Annotated in this window: 12 protein-coding genes and 2 pseudogenes; 5 read left to right on the top strand and 9 right to left on the bottom strand. The window is 72.5% G+C overall.

All coding sequences use genetic code 11. The features are described 5' to 3' along the window. Nucleotides 1-29 precede the first annotated feature (29 nt). The 3 genes from ACZ5PB_RS06610 to ACZ5PB_RS06600 are packed head-to-tail and all read right to left on the bottom strand — an operon-like array spanning nucleotide 30 to nucleotide 3,186. Nucleotides 30-863: a sugar phosphate isomerase/epimerase family protein gene (locus tag ACZ5PB_RS06610; protein WP_468688400.1), complete on the bottom strand. Its 834-nt coding sequence runs from the start codon at nucleotides 861-863 to the stop codon at nucleotides 30-32. Beyond that, the gene (locus ACZ5PB_RS06605) at nucleotides 860-2,038 is read right to left on the bottom strand and encodes a dihydrodipicolinate synthase family protein (RefSeq protein WP_468688398.1); all 1,179 of its coding nucleotides are present in this window, start codon (nucleotides 2,036-2,038) and stop codon (nucleotides 860-862) included. Before ACZ5PB_RS06605 ends, ACZ5PB_RS06610 begins: the two co-directional genes overlap by 4 nt. After that, nucleotides 2,035-3,186 (bottom strand): Gfo/Idh/MocA family protein, encoded by a 1,152-nt coding sequence (locus ACZ5PB_RS06600; RefSeq protein WP_468688397.1) that lies wholly within the window; start codon nucleotides 3,184-3,186, stop codon nucleotides 2,035-2,037. Before ACZ5PB_RS06600 ends, ACZ5PB_RS06605 begins: the two co-directional genes overlap by 4 nt. A gap of 251 nt (nucleotides 3,187-3,437) precedes the next feature. Between ACZ5PB_RS06600 and ACZ5PB_RS06595 the strand changes: the two genes are divergently transcribed. Then, nucleotides 3,438-4,514 carry a LacI family DNA-binding transcriptional regulator gene (locus ACZ5PB_RS06595; protein ID WP_468688395.1) on the top strand — a complete coding sequence of 359 codons (1,077 nt, stop codon included), beginning with the start codon at nucleotides 3,438-3,440 and terminating at the stop codon, nucleotides 4,512-4,514. A 285-nt stretch (nucleotides 4,515-4,799) separates the two neighbouring features. Here ACZ5PB_RS06595 and ACZ5PB_RS06590 read toward each other — a convergent pair whose 3' ends face one another. After that, entirely contained in the window at nucleotides 4,800-5,582 is a 783-nt protein-coding gene (locus ACZ5PB_RS06590) for an SDR family NAD(P)-dependent oxidoreductase (protein ID WP_468688394.1), read from the bottom strand. A gap of 88 nt (nucleotides 5,583-5,670) precedes the next feature. Continuing rightward, nucleotides 5,671-6,540: a substrate-binding domain-containing protein gene (locus ACZ5PB_RS06585; protein WP_468688392.1), complete on the bottom strand. Its 870-nt coding sequence runs from the start codon at nucleotides 6,538-6,540 to the stop codon at nucleotides 5,671-5,673. Nucleotides 6,541-6,683: 143 nt separating this feature from the next. On the opposite strand from ACZ5PB_RS06585, the pseudogene ACZ5PB_RS06580 reads away from it, so the two are divergent. Both ACZ5PB_RS06580 and ACZ5PB_RS06575 read left to right on the top strand, forming a co-directional pair. Then, a pseudogene (locus ACZ5PB_RS06580) lies at nucleotides 6,684-7,640 on the top strand (bifunctional helix-turn-helix transcriptional regulator/GNAT family N-acetyltransferase); the annotation flags it as partial. A gap of 473 nt (nucleotides 7,641-8,113) precedes the next feature. Continuing rightward, nucleotides 8,114-8,749 (top strand): annotated as a pseudogene (locus ACZ5PB_RS06575) (sugar phosphate isomerase/epimerase family protein); the annotation flags it as partial. On the opposite strand, the gene ACZ5PB_RS06570 reads toward ACZ5PB_RS06575, so the two are convergent. Further along, complete coding sequence (locus ACZ5PB_RS06570) at nucleotides 8,748-9,788, bottom strand: EamA family transporter (protein WP_468688897.1); 1,041 nt, start codon at nucleotides 9,786-9,788, stop codon at nucleotides 8,748-8,750. The pseudogene ACZ5PB_RS06575 and the gene ACZ5PB_RS06570 overlap by 2 nt on opposite strands. Before the next feature lie 186 nt (nucleotides 9,789-9,974). Here ACZ5PB_RS06570 and ACZ5PB_RS06565 point away from each other — a divergent pair, with 186 nt between their 5' ends. Next, the gene (locus ACZ5PB_RS06565) at nucleotides 9,975-10,871 is read left to right on the top strand and encodes a LysR family transcriptional regulator (RefSeq protein ID WP_468688391.1); all 897 of its coding nucleotides are present in this window, start codon (nucleotides 9,975-9,977) and stop codon (nucleotides 10,869-10,871) included. A 45-nt stretch (nucleotides 10,872-10,916) separates the two neighbouring features. On the opposite strand, the gene ACZ5PB_RS06560 is transcribed toward ACZ5PB_RS06565, so the two are convergent. After that, nucleotides 10,917-12,767, bottom strand: a complete 1,851-nt coding sequence (locus tag ACZ5PB_RS06560; RefSeq protein WP_468688895.1) for a glycoside hydrolase family 3 protein — start codon at nucleotides 12,765-12,767, stop codon at nucleotides 10,917-10,919. A gap of 498 nt (nucleotides 12,768-13,265) precedes the next feature. Here ACZ5PB_RS06560 and ACZ5PB_RS06555 point away from each other — a divergent pair, with 498 nt between their 5' ends. Then, a complete protein-coding gene (locus ACZ5PB_RS06555) occupies nucleotides 13,266-13,883 on the top strand; it encodes a hypothetical protein (protein WP_468688389.1) in 618 nt (205 codons plus the stop codon). Between the two features lie 25 nt (nucleotides 13,884-13,908). Here the strand turns inward: ACZ5PB_RS06555 and ACZ5PB_RS06550 are convergent, their stop codons facing one another. Next, nucleotides 13,909-15,396 (bottom strand): S28 family serine protease, encoded by a 1,488-nt coding sequence (locus tag ACZ5PB_RS06550; RefSeq protein WP_468688388.1) that lies wholly within the window; start codon nucleotides 15,394-15,396, stop codon nucleotides 13,909-13,911. Between the two features lie 105 nt (nucleotides 15,397-15,501). Then, nucleotides 15,502-15,888 carry a hypothetical protein gene (locus ACZ5PB_RS06545; RefSeq protein WP_468688386.1) on the bottom strand — a complete coding sequence of 129 codons (387 nt, stop codon included), beginning with the start codon at nucleotides 15,886-15,888 and terminating at the stop codon, nucleotides 15,502-15,504. Nucleotides 15,889-15,937 lie beyond the last annotated feature (49 nt).

Raw genomic sequence — 15,937 nt, 5'->3', positions numbered from 1 at the left:
GCGGGTGCCCTCCCCGCCGGGAACCCCGGCTACAACACGTGCTCCCCGTACCGCTCCACCACCTCTTTCAACGCCTCGCCCCCCTCCCTCCCCCACAGCGCCTCGTTGAAGATCTCCACCTCGATCGCACCCGCGAACCCCGTCGCGTCGACCATTTCCCTGAAGCTCCGCATGTCGATGCTGCCGTCCCCCAACTGGCCCCGCCCCAGCAGCACTCCCGCCGGGAGCGGCGTGATCCAGTCCGCCACCTGGAACGAGTGGATGCGGCCGCCCGCTCCCGCCCTTGCGATCTGCGTCGGCGCCAGGTCGTCCCACCAGATGTGGTACGTGTCGACCACCACTCCCACCTGCGACGCCGGAAAGCGTTCCGCCAGGTCAAGCGCCTGGCCCAGGGTCGAGACCACGCACCGGTCCGAGGCGAACATCGGGTGCAGCGGCTCGATCGCCAGACGGACCCCGCGCTCCTCCGCGTACGGGCCAAGCACCGCCAGCGCGTCCGCGATGCGTTCCCGGGCTCCCGCCAAGTCCCTGCTGCCGGGCGGCAGTCCGCCCGAGACCAGGACCAGGGTGTCCGTGCCGAGCGTGGCCGCCTCGTCGATCGCCGTGCGGTTGTCCGCCAGCGCGCGTTCCCGTTCCGCCGGGTCGAGGGCGGTGAAGAAGCCGCCCCGGCACAGGCTCGTGACCGTGAGGCCGGTGTCGCGCATCAGCTTGGCCGCGCGGTCGACCCCGTACTCCTGGACCGGTGCCCGCCAGAGGCCGACCGCGCCGATCCCGGCCGCCGCGCAGCCCGTCGCGAGTTCCGGCAACGACCACTGTTTCAGGGTTTCCTGATTGATGCTCAGGCGTGTCAGCTCCGTGTTCACTGCGTCACTCCGTGCACCGCCAGCAGCGACCGCATACGGCTCGCCGCCAGCGCGGGGTCGGGGAACAGGCCTATTCCGTCCGCCAGTTGGTACGCCTTCGCCAGATGCGGCAGCGAGCGTGCCGACTGGAGGCCGCCGACCATGGTGAAGTGCGACTGGTGGCCGGCCAGCCAGGCGAGGAGGACCACGCCCGTCTTGTAGTAGCGGGTCGGGGTCCGGAAGAGGTGGCGGGACAGTTCCACCGTCGGGTCCAGGAGCTTGCGGAAGCCGTCCTTGTCGCCCGTGTCGAGGACGCGTACCGCCTCCGCCGCGAGCGGGCCCAGTGGGTCGAAGATGCCCAACAGGGCGTGCGAGAAGCCCTGTTCGTCGCCCGCGATCAGCTCCGGGTAGTGGAAGTCGTCGCCGGTGTAGCAGCGGACGCCCTCCGGGAGGCGGCGGCGCAGGTCGATCTCGCGCTGGGCGTCGAGCAGCGACACCTTGATGCCGTCGACCTTGTCGGGGTGCGCGGCGATGACTTCGAGGAAGGTCTCCGTCGCGGCGTCCAGGTCCGCCGAACCCCAGTAGCCCTCCAGTGCCGGGTCGAACATCGGGCCCAGCCAGTGCAGCACCACCGGCTCGCTCGCCTGGCGCAGGAGGTGGCCGTAGGTGGCGAGGTAGTCCTCGGGGCCGTGCGCTGCCGCCGCTAGCGCCCGGGAGGCCATCAGGACGGCCTGGGAGCCGGTCGATTCGACGAGGGCGAGCTGTTCCTCGTAGGCGGCCAATACTGTCGCCAAGTCATGTGCACCAGGTGGCAGTTGGTCCGTGCCGACGCCGCACGCGACGGCGCCGCCCACCGCCTTCGCCTCGGCCGCCGAGCGGCGGATCAGCTCGGCCGCGCCCGCCCAGTCGAGGCCCATGCCGCGCTGGGCGGTGTCCATGGCCTCCGCCACCCCGAGACCGTGCGACCACAGGTGGCGGCGGAAGGCGAGGGTGGCGTCCCAGTCGACGGCGGCAGGACCGTCCGGCGACGTATCGGCGTAGGGGTCGGCGACCACGTGGGCGGCCGAGAAGACGGTACGGGAGACCAGCGGAGCGCCGCCCGCGAGGAAGGCGGCGGGCTCGGTGCGCGGGGTGTAGGAGTGGGTGCCGCCGCCCGCCGCGGGCAGGGTCAGCGCACTCGTGGCGGGGGCGCTCACAGGTTCAGCTCCGGGACGTCGTAACGGCGGCCCTCGGCCGAGGACTTGAGGCCCAGTTCGGCGAGCTGCACGCCGCGCGCCCCGGCGAGGAGGTCCCAGGTGTACGGCTCGTCGAGTGCCACGTGGCGCAGGAAGAGCTCCCACTGCGCCTTGAAGCCGTTGTCGAAGACGGTGTTGTCGGGGACTTCCTGCCACTGGTCGCGGAAGGACTCGGTGACCGGGAGGTCCGGGTTCCAGACCGGCTTGGGGGTCGCGGAGCGGTGCTGGACGCGGCAGTTGCGCAGTCCGGCGACGGCGGAGCCGTGGGTGCCGTCGACCTGGAACTCGACGAGTTCGTCGCGGTTGACACGGACCGCCCAGGAGGAGTTGATCTGGGCGACCGCGCCGCCTTCGAGCTGGAAGATGCCGTACGCGGAGTCGTCGGCGGTGGCGGGGTAGGGCTTGCCGTGCTCGTCCCAGCGCTGCGGGACGTGGGTGGTGACGTGGGCCTGGACGGTGGTGACCCGGCCGAACAGCTCGTGCAGCACGTACTCCCAGTGCGGGAACATGTCAACGACGATGCCGCCGCCGTCCTCGGCCCGGTAGTTCCAGGACGGGCGCTGCGCCTCCTGCCAGTCGCCCTCGAAGACCCAGTAGCCGAACTCGCCCCGCACGGAGAGTATTTCGCCGAAGAAGCCGCCGTCGATGAGGCGCTTCAGCTTGAGCAGTCCGGGGAGGAAAATCTTGTCCTGGACGACACCGTTCTTGACGCCTGCGGCGCGGGCGAGGCGGGCCAGTTCCAGGGCGCCGTCGACTCCGGTGGCGGTCGGCTTCTCGGTGTAGATGTGCTTCCCGGCGGCGATGGCCTGCTTGAGCGCCTCCTCGCGGGCCGAGGTGACCTGGGCGTCGAAGTAGATGTCGATCGAGTCGTCGGCGAGTACGGCGGCCAGGTCGGTCGACCACTCGGTGAGGCCGTGCTGCTCGGCCATCGCGCGCAGTGCGTGCTCGCGCCGTCCGACCAGGACCGGTTCGGGCCAGAGCACGTCGCCGTTGCCCAGGTCGAGGCCGCCCTGCTCGCGGAGTGCGAGGAGGGAGCGTACGAGGTGCTGGCGGTATCCCATTCGTCCGGTGACGCCGTTCATGGCGATCCGCACTGTCCTGCGTGTCACGTGAGTCCCTCCGTACAACTGCTGACTGGCCGTGCCGGTAGAAAGCGCTTTCTATACGCTATGAAGCAAGAAGCTAGCCTGCCGGGAGCGATCCGGACAAGACCCTGAAGGAACCCGGGGCGAGACGGCGGGGCCGGGCGAATGGGATGAGGGCGAAGGTGGGCAGAGTGGTGGACAGCAGAGCGGCGGACAAGTGATGAGCAGGGTCGTGGGATGAGCAGGGTCGTGGAGCGAGCGGAGAAGGCAGTCGGATGTCAGTGACGTTGTCGGACGTGGCACAGCGGGCGCAGGTGTCCCCGGCCACGGTTTCCCGGGTGCTGAACGGCAATTACCCGGTCGCCGAGGCCACCCGCGAGCGCGTGCTGCGCGCCGTGGCCGAGCTGGACTACGTGGTGAACGGTCCGGCGAGCGCGCTGGCCGCCGCCACCTCGGACCTGGTGGGCATCCTGGTCAACGACATCGCCGACCCGTTCTTCGGGATCATGGCGAGTGCGGCCCAGGCGCGGATCAGCGCGGCGGAGGGGGTGGCCAGGGCGGGCGGCGAGAAGCTGGCCGTGGTCTGCAACACGGGCGGCTCACCGGCCCGTGAACTCACCTACCTCACCCTGCTGTTGCGCCAGCGCGCGGCGGCGGTGATCCTCACCGGCGGTGCGATCGAGGATCCGGAGCACTCGGCGGCGGTGGCCGCGAAACTGGCGAAACTGGCGGCGGCGGGGACCCGGATCGTGCTGTGCGGGCGGCCGCCGCTGGCGGGCGACGCGGGGGCACCGGTCGCGGCCACCCTCTCGTTCGACAACCGGGCCGGTGCCCGGCGCCTCACCGAGCACCTGCTCACCCTGGGCCACACCCGTATCGGCTACGTCGCGGGTCCCGCCGAGCGCACCACCACCCGCCACCGGCTGGAGGGCCACCGCGAGGCGCTGCGGGCGGCGGGCGTCGAGGACGATCCGGCACTCACCCTGCACGGCTCGTTCGACCGCGCGACCGGCATCTCCGCCGCCACTCAACTCCTCGCCACCGCTTCGGACTTGACGGCGATCGTCGCGGCCAACGACACGATCGCACTGGGCGTGTGCACCGCCGCACGCACCCTCGGCCTCCGCGTCCCCGAGGACCTCTCGGTCGCGGGCTTCGACGACCTCCCGTCGGCGACGGACACGGTGCCGGCCCTCACGACCGTACGGCTCCCGCTGCACGAGGCGGGGGCCAGGGCGGGCCTGCTGGCCACGACCAGACAGGCCCCGGAGGGCCCCGACGGGGTGGAGACGGTGACGGCGGAACTGAAGGTACGGGGGTCCACGGGGGCGGCCCCGAAGCCGAAAGGCTGACGGCAGGGGGGCGGGCGGACAGGCAGACCCAGCGGCCTGCCACCCCTGGGGCCCCGGCTGCTCCGGCGCTGCGTCGACGCGGCGGCCGCAGCAACCCGGTGACCAAGCGGCCAAGCAGCCGAGCGCTCAGGCTGCCAAGCGACCTTGCGACCTGGCAGGGCCAGCCGCCCGGCGATCACGCGGGCCCGGCAGACCGGCGGCCCGGGTCACCGGCAGACCGGGTCACCGGCGCGCCAAAGCGCGCCGGTGACCCCGCAAACCCGACAACCCCGCGCGTCCCGCGCCCTAGCGGCCGCCCGCCACCCGTAGCACCGTGCCCGTCGTGTACGAGGCTTCCGGTGAGAGCAGCCAGGCGACGGCGGCCGCGATCTCGGCGGGCTCGCCCGCGCGGCGCAGCGGGATCTGGGGGGCCATCCTGGCCGGGCGGTCCGGGTCGCCCATCGCGGCGTGCATGTCGGTGTCGACGAGGCCGGGGGCCACGCCGTTGACGCGGATGGCGTCGGGGCCGAGCTCCTTGGAGAGGCCGAGGGTGAGGGTGTCCACGGCGGCCTTGGAGGCGGCGTAGTGGACGTATTCGCCGGGGCTGCCGAGGGTGGCCGCGCCGGAGGAGATGTTGACGATCGCGCCGCCCCGGCCGTGCGCGGTCATGTCCTGGACGGCCCGGCGGCAGCACAGGAGGGTGCCGAGGACGTTGACGTCCAGGACGCGGCGCAGGTCCTCGGTGGAGGCGTCGGCGAGGCGGCTCAGCTTGCCGGAGACGCCCGCGTTGTTGACCAGGCCGGTGAGGGGGCCGAGTCGGTCGGCGACGGTGTCGAAGAGGCGTTCCACGTCGGCCTCCGAGGAGGTGTCGGCGCGGACGGTGAGGCAGCGCGCCCCGGTCTCCCGTACCGCTGTCGCCGTCTCCTCGGCCGCCGCGTCGTCCCGGACGTACGCCAGCGCCACGTCGTGCCCGTCGGCGGCCAGTCGCAGGCAGACGGCGGCACCGATGCCCCTGCTGCCGCCGGTGACGAGGGTGACCGGGCGGGTGGGAGTGGTGGGAGTGGTGACGGTGGTGGGGGTGGTGGACATGGGCGGCCTCCTGGGTTCGTGCGTCGCGCTGTCCGCATGATCCGTCAGGAGGCCGTACGTCCGGTGGGCGGGGTGCCGCAAGCGGTCGTCAGACGGTCAGGGCGTCCGCGACGGTGTCCAGGAAGTGGGCGTGCGCGGTGCTGGACGCCGGGAGTTCCGGGTTCCAGGGGAGGGTGCGGATGCCCTCGCCCAGCCGGGCGGGGTCGATCCTGTCCGCGTTCGCGCGTACGTCGGCCAGGACGATGCGCGGGGTGAGGGCGGCGGCCGTGGGCCAGTCGACGGTGGCCCAGTTCACACCGCCCCCGGCCGGCGGGCTCAGCAGCGGGACGCCCAGGGCGCTCAGCGCACGCAGGTCGGGCCAGGCCTGCGGGCGGGCCAGGTGGACCTGGGTGTCGCCCGCCGGGGAGAGGGCCAGGATCTCGGGGGTGGCGGGCCCCGCCAGGGACTTCAGCCGTGTCCGGGCTTCGGTCAGCCGCTGGGCCGCCCCGGGCGGTTCGGTGCTGCCGAGGGTGTGCGCGAGGGCGGCGAAGTCGGACCGCACCTCGGCCAGCGAGCGGCCCTGGCCGACGTCGACCACGACCACCGGGATCTGCTCCTCCAGGTGCTTGGCCGCTTCCGGGTCCATGCCGTACACGGCGCCGCCCGCGTAGCTGACGGCGACCAGGAGGTCCGCCCCGGAGGCGAGGACCGCGTCCGGATCGAGGTCCGCGCCCGCGCCTAAGTACGTCACCTCGGCAAGCGGGAGGCGGCCGGACTTGGCCCGGTCGGGGGTGGGCCCGTCGTGGAAGGAACCGAAGATTCCGGTGGGGCGCAGGCCGTGGTCCCAGAGGGTGGCGCCCGCCTGGATGTACGCGGCGATACGGGTGGGCCGGGTTCGCGCGGTCGCCAACTGGCCCCGGGAGTCGGTGAATTGCCAGCTCTGGGAGTCGTCCGTGGGTACGGAGTGTGCGGAAGTCATGGGCCTGTCCTGCCCCGTACCGGTATTCCCTAACGCGGTTGCGGACTTCTCGCCGTACCGTTGACTCCGTCAAGGCAAGAGGGTTGACTCAGTCAAGGCAAGCCCTCCGTGAAGCAGTCCGGGAGCCCAGGACGGAGCCCTCCGTGAGCATCCATGAAATGCGTGCCTTCAACCGGTTCTACACCCATCTCATCGGCGCACTCGACTACAGCCGCCACCTCTCCGCGCCGTACACCCTCACCGAGTCGCGGGTCCTGTACGAGCTGGCGCACGCGCCCCGTACGGACGCCGCCGACCTGCGGACCCGGCTGCGGCTGGACGCCGGGTACCTGAGCCGGCTGCTCGCCAAGTTCGAGCAGCGCGGGCTGGTGCGGCGCACCGCTTCGCCGCGCGATCCGCGCCGCCAGCGGGTCACGCTCACCCCGCGCGGCCGCGAGGCCGCGTCCCTGCTCGACGAGCGGTCGCGGGAGGCGGTGGGCGTGCTGCTGGCCCGCGTACCACCGGAGAAGCGGGAGCAGATGGTGCGCGGGATGCGGGAGGTGCGCGAGGTACTGGAGGACGCGCAGGCGCCAGGGGGCGGCGGGGGCGGGCTCCCGGAGCTGGTTCTGCGCGAGTCCGGGCCCGGGGACCTGGGCTGGATCGTGGCGCGGCACGGGGCGCTGTACTCGGCCGAGTTCGGGTGGAGCGTGGAGTTCGAGGGCCTCGTCGCCCGGATCGTGGCCGATTACACCGAGGACCACGACCCGGAGCTGGAGCGGGTGTGGATCGCCGAGCTGGACGGGCGTCCGGTGGGGTGCGTGATGTGCGTACGGGACGACGGCCCCGACGGGGAGTCGTCGGGGCCCGTGACCGCCCGGCTGCGGCTGCTGCTGGTCGAGCCGTCGGCGCGCGGGCACCGGATCGGGCAGCGACTGGTGGGGGCCGTGGTGGATTTCGCGCGCGAGGCGGGGTACCGGGAAGTGGTGCTGTGGACGAATGATGTGCTGACCGCCGCACGGAAGATCTACACGGAGGCGGGGTTCGTCCTGGTCGCGCAGCAGCCGCACCGCTCGTACGGGGTGGAGCTGGTCGGGCAGGACTGGCGGCTGGAACTGACCGGCCCGGCCCCGGACGGATCCGGCCCGGCCGAGCCAGGGTCGGCCGCACAGACCGGACCGGCCGCACAAGCCGGGTCGGCCGCACAGACCGGGTCAGCCGCACAGACCGGATCGGCCGGCCAGGCCGGACCGGCCACACAGACCGGACCGGCCGGACAAGCCGGGTCGGCCGCACAGGCCGGGTCGGCCGCACAGACCGGGTCGGCCGCACAGACCGGGTCGGCCGGACAAGCCGGGTCGGCCGGACAAGCCGGATCGGCCGCACAGACCGGGTCAGCCGGACAAGCCGGGTCAGCCGCACAGGCCGGATCGGCCGCACAGGCCGCACAGGCCGCACAGGCCCGGTCGGTCACACAGACCGGATCGGCCACACAGGCCCGGTCGGCCGATACGGCCGCCCAAGCCCCGAAGCCCGTACGAACAGAAGGAGCTGTCGCACCGTGAAGCTGGCCTTTTCCACCCTCGGCGTCCCCGGGATGCCGATGTCCCACGTCGCCGCGCTCGCCGTCGCCACCGGTTACCGGGGCGTCGAGCTGCGCGCCCACCCCGAGGAGCCGGTGCACCCGGGGATCGGGGCGAAGGAGCGGGCGGAAGTGGTGGCGACGTTCGCGGAGGCGGGCGTCGAGATCCTGACCGTCGCCGGGTACGCCAAGGTCGCGGCCCCGGGCGACGACGCACCCGTCCTGGCGGAGATACGGGGCCTGCTGGAGCTGGCCCGCGACCTGGGCGCCCCGTACGTCCGGGTCTTCCCCGGGGCGGGGGACGGCACCGCCGCCCGCGAGGCGGGTGACGAGCGGGCCGCCCGCCGGCTCGGTGCCGCCGCCGAACTCGCGGGCGAGTACGGCGTCCGCGTCCTCCTGGAGACCCATGACTCGCACCGCGCCGGTGTCGACGCCGCGCGGGTGGTGGCGGCCGTCGGACACCGGCAGGTGGGCGTGCTCTGGGACGTCATGCACACCTGGCTGGGCGGCGAGACCCCCACCACGTCGCACAAGGTGCTCGCCCCGCACCTGGGCTACGTACAGGTGAAGGACATCGCCTCGGCGGACGACACCACTCCGCTCCCCCTGGGCGCCGGGGTGCTGCCGCTCGGCGAGTGCCTGTCGCAGCTCAGCGCGGAGACGTGGGTGTGCTGGGAGTACGAGAAGCGCTGGTACCCGCAGGCCGCTGAGCTGCCGGGGCTGCTGGCGGCGGGACGGGACCACCTGGCGGTGCTGGCGTCGCAGGAGCAGCCCTCCTAGTACGGATCCGCAGCCCCGGCAGCCGGAACTGGGCCAGCGCCACCCCTCCCACCAGCAGCGCCGCCGCGCACCACCGCAGCCCGCTGACCTCCTCGCCGAGGAACAGCGCCGCGGACGACATGCCGAAGACCGGCACGAGCAGGGTGAAGGGGGCGACCGAGGTGGCGGGGTGGCGGCCGAGCAGGAAGCTCCAGGCGCCGAAGCCGAGGACGGTCACCACCCAGGCGACGTAGAGAATGATGCCGACGCCGGTGAGGTCGAGAGCGGCCAGCGCGGCCACGTCCCGGTCCCAGCCCTCGAAGACGAGGGAGAGGGCGAGCAGCGGGAGCACCGGGACGGCGGAGACCCACACCATGAAGTTGAGCGGATCGGGGGCGCCGGCCCGGCGGGTCAGGACGTTGGAGACGCCCCAGAAGACGGCGGCCGCGACGACCAGGACGAAGCCCAGGACGGAACCGCTCGCCCCTTCGTCGTACGCGGCGACCCCGACCCCGGCGAGGGCCACGCCCATCCCCAGCACCCGTGCCGCGCCGAGCCGTTCGCCGATGAACGCCACGGCGATCAGCGCGGTGAAGACGGCCTGCACCTGGAGGACGAGGGAGGAGAGCCCGGCGGGCATCCCCTGCCCCATCCCGACGAACAGCAGCCCGAACTTCCCTACGCCGAGGGCGAGTCCGACCCCCACGATCGCTCCCCAGGCCCTGCGCTTCGCCCGCGCCGGGGACGAAGTCCCGTTGTCGCGGACCTTGGGCCACCCCACGAAGAACACCGCGGGGACGGCGGCGGCCAGGAAGCGCAGGGCGGAGAAGAGCAGCGGCGGGAAGTGGTCGAGGCCGACCTCGATGACGACGAAGTTGACGCCCCAGACGGCGGCGACACCCACGGCGAGGGCGATGTGGGCGGGGCGCATGGGGGCGGCGGGGCGCATGGGGCCAGCGGGGTGCGCGGGAGCGACGGAGCGCGCGGCTGCGGACGTGGAAACGGGCGTGGATACGGGCCTGGGCATGGGTCGAGGATCACGCCCCACGACCCTTTAGCACCAGCGCGGATTCCTTCATCATGGGATTCAGCAACGCTAACGAATGGGGCCCCTGCCGTGCTCGACCTCTCCCGGCTGCGTGCCCTGCACGCGGTGTCCGTGCACGGCTCCGTCGCGGGCGCGGCGACCGCGCTCGGGTACACCCCGTCGGCGATCTCCCAGCAGATCGCCAAGCTGGAGCGCGAGACCCGTACGACACTGCTGGAGCGGCGCGGACGGGGCATCGCGCTCACCGAGGAGGCCCTCCATCTGGCGTCCACCGCACAGGAATTGCTGTCGATCGTCGAGCGCGCGGAGACCACCCTGGAGGAGCGCCGGGGCAGGCCGGGCGGGCGTCTGACGGTGGGCGCGTTCGCCTCGGCCGCACGCGGGCTGCTGCCGGGCGTACTGGCCCGGCTGGCCCGCGAACACCCGGCGCTGGACGCCCGGTTGACCGAGGTCGACCCGCATCTGTCGGTCGACCTGGTCGCCAAGGGCGTGCTCGACGTGGCCGTCGCCCACGACTGGGACATCGCACCGCTGCCCGCGCCGGAGGGCGTGCAGCAGGCGGTGATCGGCGACGACCCGTGCGATCTGCTGGTCCCGGCGGGGCACCGGCTGGCGGGCCGCGACGACGTGCGCCGCGAGGAGCTCGCGGTGGAGCGCTGGATCTGCCAGCCGCCGGGCACGGTCTGCCACGACTGGCTGATGCGGACCCTGCGGGCGGCCGGTTACGAGCCCGACATCGCGCACCAGGCCGAGGAGAACCACACCCAACTCGCCCTGATCGAGGCCGGGCTGGGCGTGGCCATGATGCCCCGCCTGGGACGCGGGCCCCTCCCCGAGGGGGTGGTAGCCGTACACCTGGATCCGGTGCCGGGCCGGCGGCTGTACGCGGTGTGGCGGGCGGGTGCGGCCCGGCGGCCGGCGATCCAGGAGACGGTACGGGTGCTCCAGGAGGAGTGGCGGGGGTAGGGCGCGTCCCCCGCCACGCCCTCCCCCCTCCCCCCCGGCCCTCGATCAGTAGCTCAGCCCGTACCCCACCGGGTACAGCACCTCCCCCGGCGCCGCCGCCTTCTGCACCGGTACGGGCAGCCGTCCGGCGGGCCGTACCCGTCCCGCCAGCACCCGGGCGGCGGCCTGCATCTCGACGTCCGTCCAGGAGTACGCGGCGAGCTGTGCGCGGACACCGAGACCCGTCAACTGGGCGACGTCGTAAGGGTTCTGGATCGCCACCGTCACCACCGGCACGCCCGTGGCCGCGAGTTCGCGCACCAGGGTGCGCTGGGCGCTGGCCGCCGTGACGTTGCGGGTGGCGACCACCACCACGTCCTTGCCCGCCTTCGCCGCCGCCACCGCCTCGTCGATCTTCGCCCGGGTGGGCGCGGAGCCGGTCGACAGTGCCGTCGCGGTGAATCCCAGTCCGCCGAGTGCCGCAGCCAGCACCCCCGTCGGCGGGCCCGTCGTACCGGACGGGGACGCGGGGTCGACGCCTACGACCAGTACGTTGCGCTGCCGCAGCCGGTTGAGCGGGAGCAGTCCGCCCTCGTTGACGAGCAGGGTCGTCGTGGAGTCCGCGATCCGGTCGGCGGCGGCGAGGTGGGGGCGGGTGCCCACGGTCCGGTCCACTCCCGCGTGGGTGACGTACGGCCGGTCGAAGAGGCCCCGGCGCGCCTTCAGTTGGAGTATCCGCAGCACCGATTCGTCGATCCGGGCCTCGGTCAGCTCGCCGCCCTTCACCGCCGCCACGACCGCCTTCCAGGCCACGTCCAGCAGCGGCGGGTTCAGCAGCTGGTCGCAGCCCGCCTTCAGGGCGAGCACCGGCACCCGGTCGTCGCCGTACTTGGTGCGGACGCCCTTCATCCCTAGCGAGTCCGTCACCACCACACCCCGGTAGCCCAGCTCCTCCCTGAGCACCCCGGTCAGGATCGGGTGCGAGAGGGTCGCCGGGTCCTCGGCGGGGTCGAGGGAGGGTACGACGATGTGCGCGGTCATGATCGAGTCGATGCCGGCCGCGATGGCCGCCCGGAACGGCGGCGCGTCCAGCGCCCGCCACTCCTCCCGGGTGTGGTCGATGTACGGGAGTTCGTCGTGGCTGTCGTCCTCGGTGTCGCCGTGGCCGGGGAAGTGCTTGGCGGCGGTCGCGATGCCGCCGCCGTCCTGGTAGCCCTTGACCTGCGCGGCGACCAGGGCCGCCACGGACTTCGGTACGGAGCCGAAGGAGCGGACGCCGATGACCGGGTTGGCGGGATCGACGTTGACGTCGGCGTCGGGGGCGTAGTTCTGCCGGATGCCCATCGCGCGCAGCTCCCTGCCCGCGATCGAGGCGGCCTCGCGGGCGTCCCTGGTGCCCCGGCGGAAGGCGCCCGCGCCCAGGGCCATGGCGCCGGGCATCAGTGTCGCGGGTTTGCCGACGCGGGCGACGATGCCGTGTTCCTGGTCGGTGGAGATGATCAGGGGTATCCGGCTGCGCTGGGCGAGGGCGGCCTGCTGGATGCCGTTGGAGAGGTCGGCGATCTGGTGCGGGTCACGGGTGTTGTGCGCCCAGGCGAAGTAGATGATGCCGCCGACGTGGTACTTGGCGATCAGCTCGGCGGCGGTGCGTACGCCGATCTCCTTGAGGTTGGCGTCGATGTCCGCCTGGTCGGGGGCGGTCGCGGAGTGCCCGTACACCCGCATCACGAAGAGCTGGCCGACCTTCTCCTCCAGGGTCATGCCGGCGATCAGCCGTCTCAGCCGGTCGGTGGAGGGGCGGTCGGCAGCGGCGGCTGCTGCGGCCGGTCCGACGCCGGTGGCGGCGACGGCCACGGCGGCGGCGCTCGCGGCGAGGAGCGTGCGACGGGAGGTGGACGTGGCGCGGGAGGGGGGCATGGCGCGGGAGGGGGCGTTGCGGGAGGGGGTGTCGTGAGTGGAGGCGCGGTCCGGCACGGGCGTGACCCTTCCTGAAGAAAACTTCCAGCGAGGACACGCTTGCCCGAAAGTAAGTACCCGTCAATACCTGTGCAGACGGAGGGAGTTGAGGTACCAAGGAGAAGGGGAAGCCGCCACCGGCGCATATGGAGGGGGGCGCACCGGTGACGGCGTGCTGCTGGCCGCAGGCGGTTGGAGAGGGGAGTCAGCGAACGCAGCCAGCAGCGTGGGCCGACACCGCTCTGCGGAGACTCACCAGCAGTACGCGGATTGGACGGGGCACCTCGCCGCTGGGTTCCCGGGATCGGCCGGTTCCCGGGAATTGGTGCGGAAGTGACGGGTGGGAAAAGGGTGGGCTCCGGCGGGGGCCCGTACGACCGAAACGCCCCGGGCCCTCTGGCGCCCGGCCCCCCTTCACGCGACTCTGGGCAGAAATGCAGAAGTATCGGGGGGTACTGCATGCTTCACGCGAAATCGAGGGCCCTGGGCGCCGCCCTGCTGGCCGTCGGACTGCTGACCGGCTGCCAGAGCTGGGGCGGCGACGGGGATCCCGGCAGGCAGGCCGACACCCGGCTGCCCGTCACCCCGCCCGGATACGGGTCGGTCTTCCTGGACGTACGCGAGTGCAGTTCGTACGGGAAGACCCCGCGCGAGGTGCCCTGTGCCAGCGAGCGCGCCGCCGCCCGGGTCACCGCCCGCTACAACGGGCAGCCGGGCAACCGCAGTTCGTGTCCCGGCACCACCGATTTCGTCCTGCACATCTCGGAGTCCCGCCCCACCGGCGACGAGAACGGCGACGGCGTCGTCCCGCGCGGCTACGCCTGCATGCGCAACCTCCAGGACCCGCACCCCGGCGACCCCGGGGGCGGCGGCGGCCCGCACACGCTCGTCGGGGACTGCGTCTACAGCGCGGGCGGCGGCCAGGTGAAGGAGACGCCCTGCGACGGGTCGGGCGAGAAGGACCCGGAGTTCAAGGTGTCCGAGGCGGTCGGCTCGCGCGCGCGGTGCCCGTCCGCCACCCGGCTGTACGTACAGCTGGACGGCGGACGGCCGGTGGGGTGCGCGAGCCCGCTCTGAGCAACGCCCGTGCCCGGTAAGGGAATCAGGGACGCAGACCCTGCTCCCTGTTCAGCTCGACCACGTCCAGCTTCGCGTCGTACGCCGTCAGCCGCTTCGCCTTCGCCGGGTCCGCCTGGACCGTCGGCGAGGCGACCCCGGCCCACTTGAGGACCTGGGCGACGGCCGCCGCCTGCTCGCCCGCCGGGAGGCCGGAGATCCGGGCGCCGTGGTTGGCGCCGGGCACGGTGTAGACGTGGTTGTCGCGGGAGGCGGCGCGCGCGGGGTCGAAGCGCTCGGAGCCCCACGGGTCGTTCTGCCCGTACACGAACATCATCTGGCGGGCCTCGCGCTTCACCCACCGGTCGACGTCGAGCATCGCGCCGCCGCCCTGCCAGCGCATCGCGATGTCGCGCGGCACGTACACGCGCGGCTGGAAGTAGTCCGGGCCCCACTTCATCAGGCCCTTGAGGTGCGGGTACTGGTACTGGGGGGCGCCGAGCTGGGTGCCCGCCTGGTAGTAGTACGGGGTGTAGCCGGCCAGGCTCTGGTCGCTGGAGGAGCCGAAGCCCGACTTGGCGTCCAGGTAGTCGAAGATCTGGTCGTCGGTGGCGGTCTTCGCAACGGGGACGTCCCCGCACTCCTTCTCGGAGCTGTACTGCCAGAAGCCCCAGACGAAATCGAGGACGGTGTTCTCGAAGCCCTTCTCGACGCTGCCGATGGTCTTGAAGGTGGAGCCGTTCTCGGCGGCCAGGGCCTTCGCCTTGGCGAGCAGCGGGGCGCGGCGGACCAGGGCCTCGCGCTGGAGGTTGTTCAGCCGGTCGCGGCACTCCTTGGTGGAGACCGTGCGGAAGAAGCGGTCGTACGCCGAGTCCTCGTGGTTGCGGACGTCGTTGGGGGCCACGTACGCGACGACGCCGTCCATGTCGCGCGGGTGGAAGCGCTCGTAGTAGGTGGCGGTCATGCCGCCCTTGGAGCCGCCGGTGGACAGCCACTTCTTGCTGTAGATCGACTTCAGTGCGGTGAAGACGCGGTGCTGGTCGTCGGCGGCCTGCTTGATGTCCAGCTTGGACCAGTCGGCGGGCGCGGGGCGCGAGGGGGTGAAGTAGCGGTATTCCAGGGAGACCTGGTTGCCGTCGATCAGCGCGGTGGGCTCGGCGCGGCCGGGGTTGGTGGAGAGGTTGTAGCCGCTGGTGAAGAAGACCGTGGGGCGGCTGACGTCCTTGTGCAGCAGGCTCAGCCGCTGCTGGAAGGTGCCGCGCTCGGGGTGGCGGTGGTCGATCGGCTGGGTGTAGTTGAGGACGAAGTAGCGGTATCCGGCATAGGGCTTCTCCTCGATCAGGGACATGCCCTTGATGGCGAGGATGCGGTCCTTGATGTCGGTCTCGTCGGCTTCGGCTGCCGCCGCCGCTCGCTGTCCGGCCGCCGCGGGAACGGGTTCCACCGCGGCGGCCGGGCCTATCGCTCCGCCGGTCGCACCGACGGTGCCCACCAGCACCGCTCCCGCGAGCACACCTCTGAACGTCTTGCGCATTCGCCACTCCCCTGTCGGCACACGGACAACAGGGGTGAACCTATGCCTCCCCAATCCCCTTTGTCAGCAGAGGAATTGCGGAGATCGCCGAAGACTCCCACAGCTTCAGCAGAGAATCCAACCGGAGGCGGCGCTTTTCGTGCCCACCGAGCCCGCCACCCGCACGCACCGGTTGAGCGCGTACACCGTCACGGGGCCCGCGTGCCGGGTGTACGTACCGCTGTCGACGGCGGCGCGGCTGCCGCGTGCCTGGATGCTGACCCGCATCTTCTGGCGGGCGCCCGGGCGCTTGGCGACGGTCGTCGCGCAGACGTACTGGCGGCTCTTGTAGACGCGGATCTCGCCGGTCGCGAAGCCGTACGTCTTGACCCGGGTGCCCTTGCAGGCGGTGGCCGCCTCGGCGGACCCGACGGCCGGGCCGCCGAGCGACAGCAGGCCGGTGGCCACCGCGACGGCGCACGCAGCCGCCGCTCTTCGTCTGATCAGTCCCATCGGACCCACGTCTGTCCCACCTGTCGCACCCGTCCCGCCGAACACACTT

Source organism: Streptomyces sp. NPDC032721 (assembly GCF_055579625.1).
This window is presented reverse-complemented; position numbering and strand designations above follow the sequence as displayed.

Coding starts and splice junctions, on each gene's coding strand:
- ACZ5PB_RS06595 (WP_468688395.1), top strand. CDS start 3,438: ATGTCAGTGACGTTGTCGGACGTGGCACAGCGGGCGCAGGTGTCCCCG.
- ACZ5PB_RS06590 (WP_468688394.1), bottom strand. CDS start 5,582: ATGTCCACCACCCCCACCACCGTCACCACTCCCACCACTCCCACCCGC.
- ACZ5PB_RS06585 (WP_468688392.1), bottom strand. CDS start 6,540: ATGACTTCCGCACACTCCGTACCCACGGACGACTCCCAGAGCTGGCAA.
- ACZ5PB_RS06570 (WP_468688897.1), bottom strand. CDS start 9,788: ATGCGCCCCGCCCACATCGCCCTCGCCGTGGGTGTCGCCGCCGTCTGG.
- ACZ5PB_RS06560 (WP_468688895.1), bottom strand. CDS start 12,767: ATGCCCCCCTCCCGCGCCACGTCCACCTCCCGTCGCACGCTCCTCGCC.
- ACZ5PB_RS06555 (WP_468688389.1), top strand. CDS start 13,266: ATGCTTCACGCGAAATCGAGGGCCCTGGGCGCCGCCCTGCTGGCCGTC.
- ACZ5PB_RS06550 (WP_468688388.1), bottom strand. CDS start 15,396: ATGCGCAAGACGTTCAGAGGTGTGCTCGCGGGAGCGGTGCTGGTGGGC.
- ACZ5PB_RS06545 (WP_468688386.1), bottom strand. CDS start 15,888: ATGGGACTGATCAGACGAAGAGCGGCGGCTGCGTGCGCCGTCGCGGTG.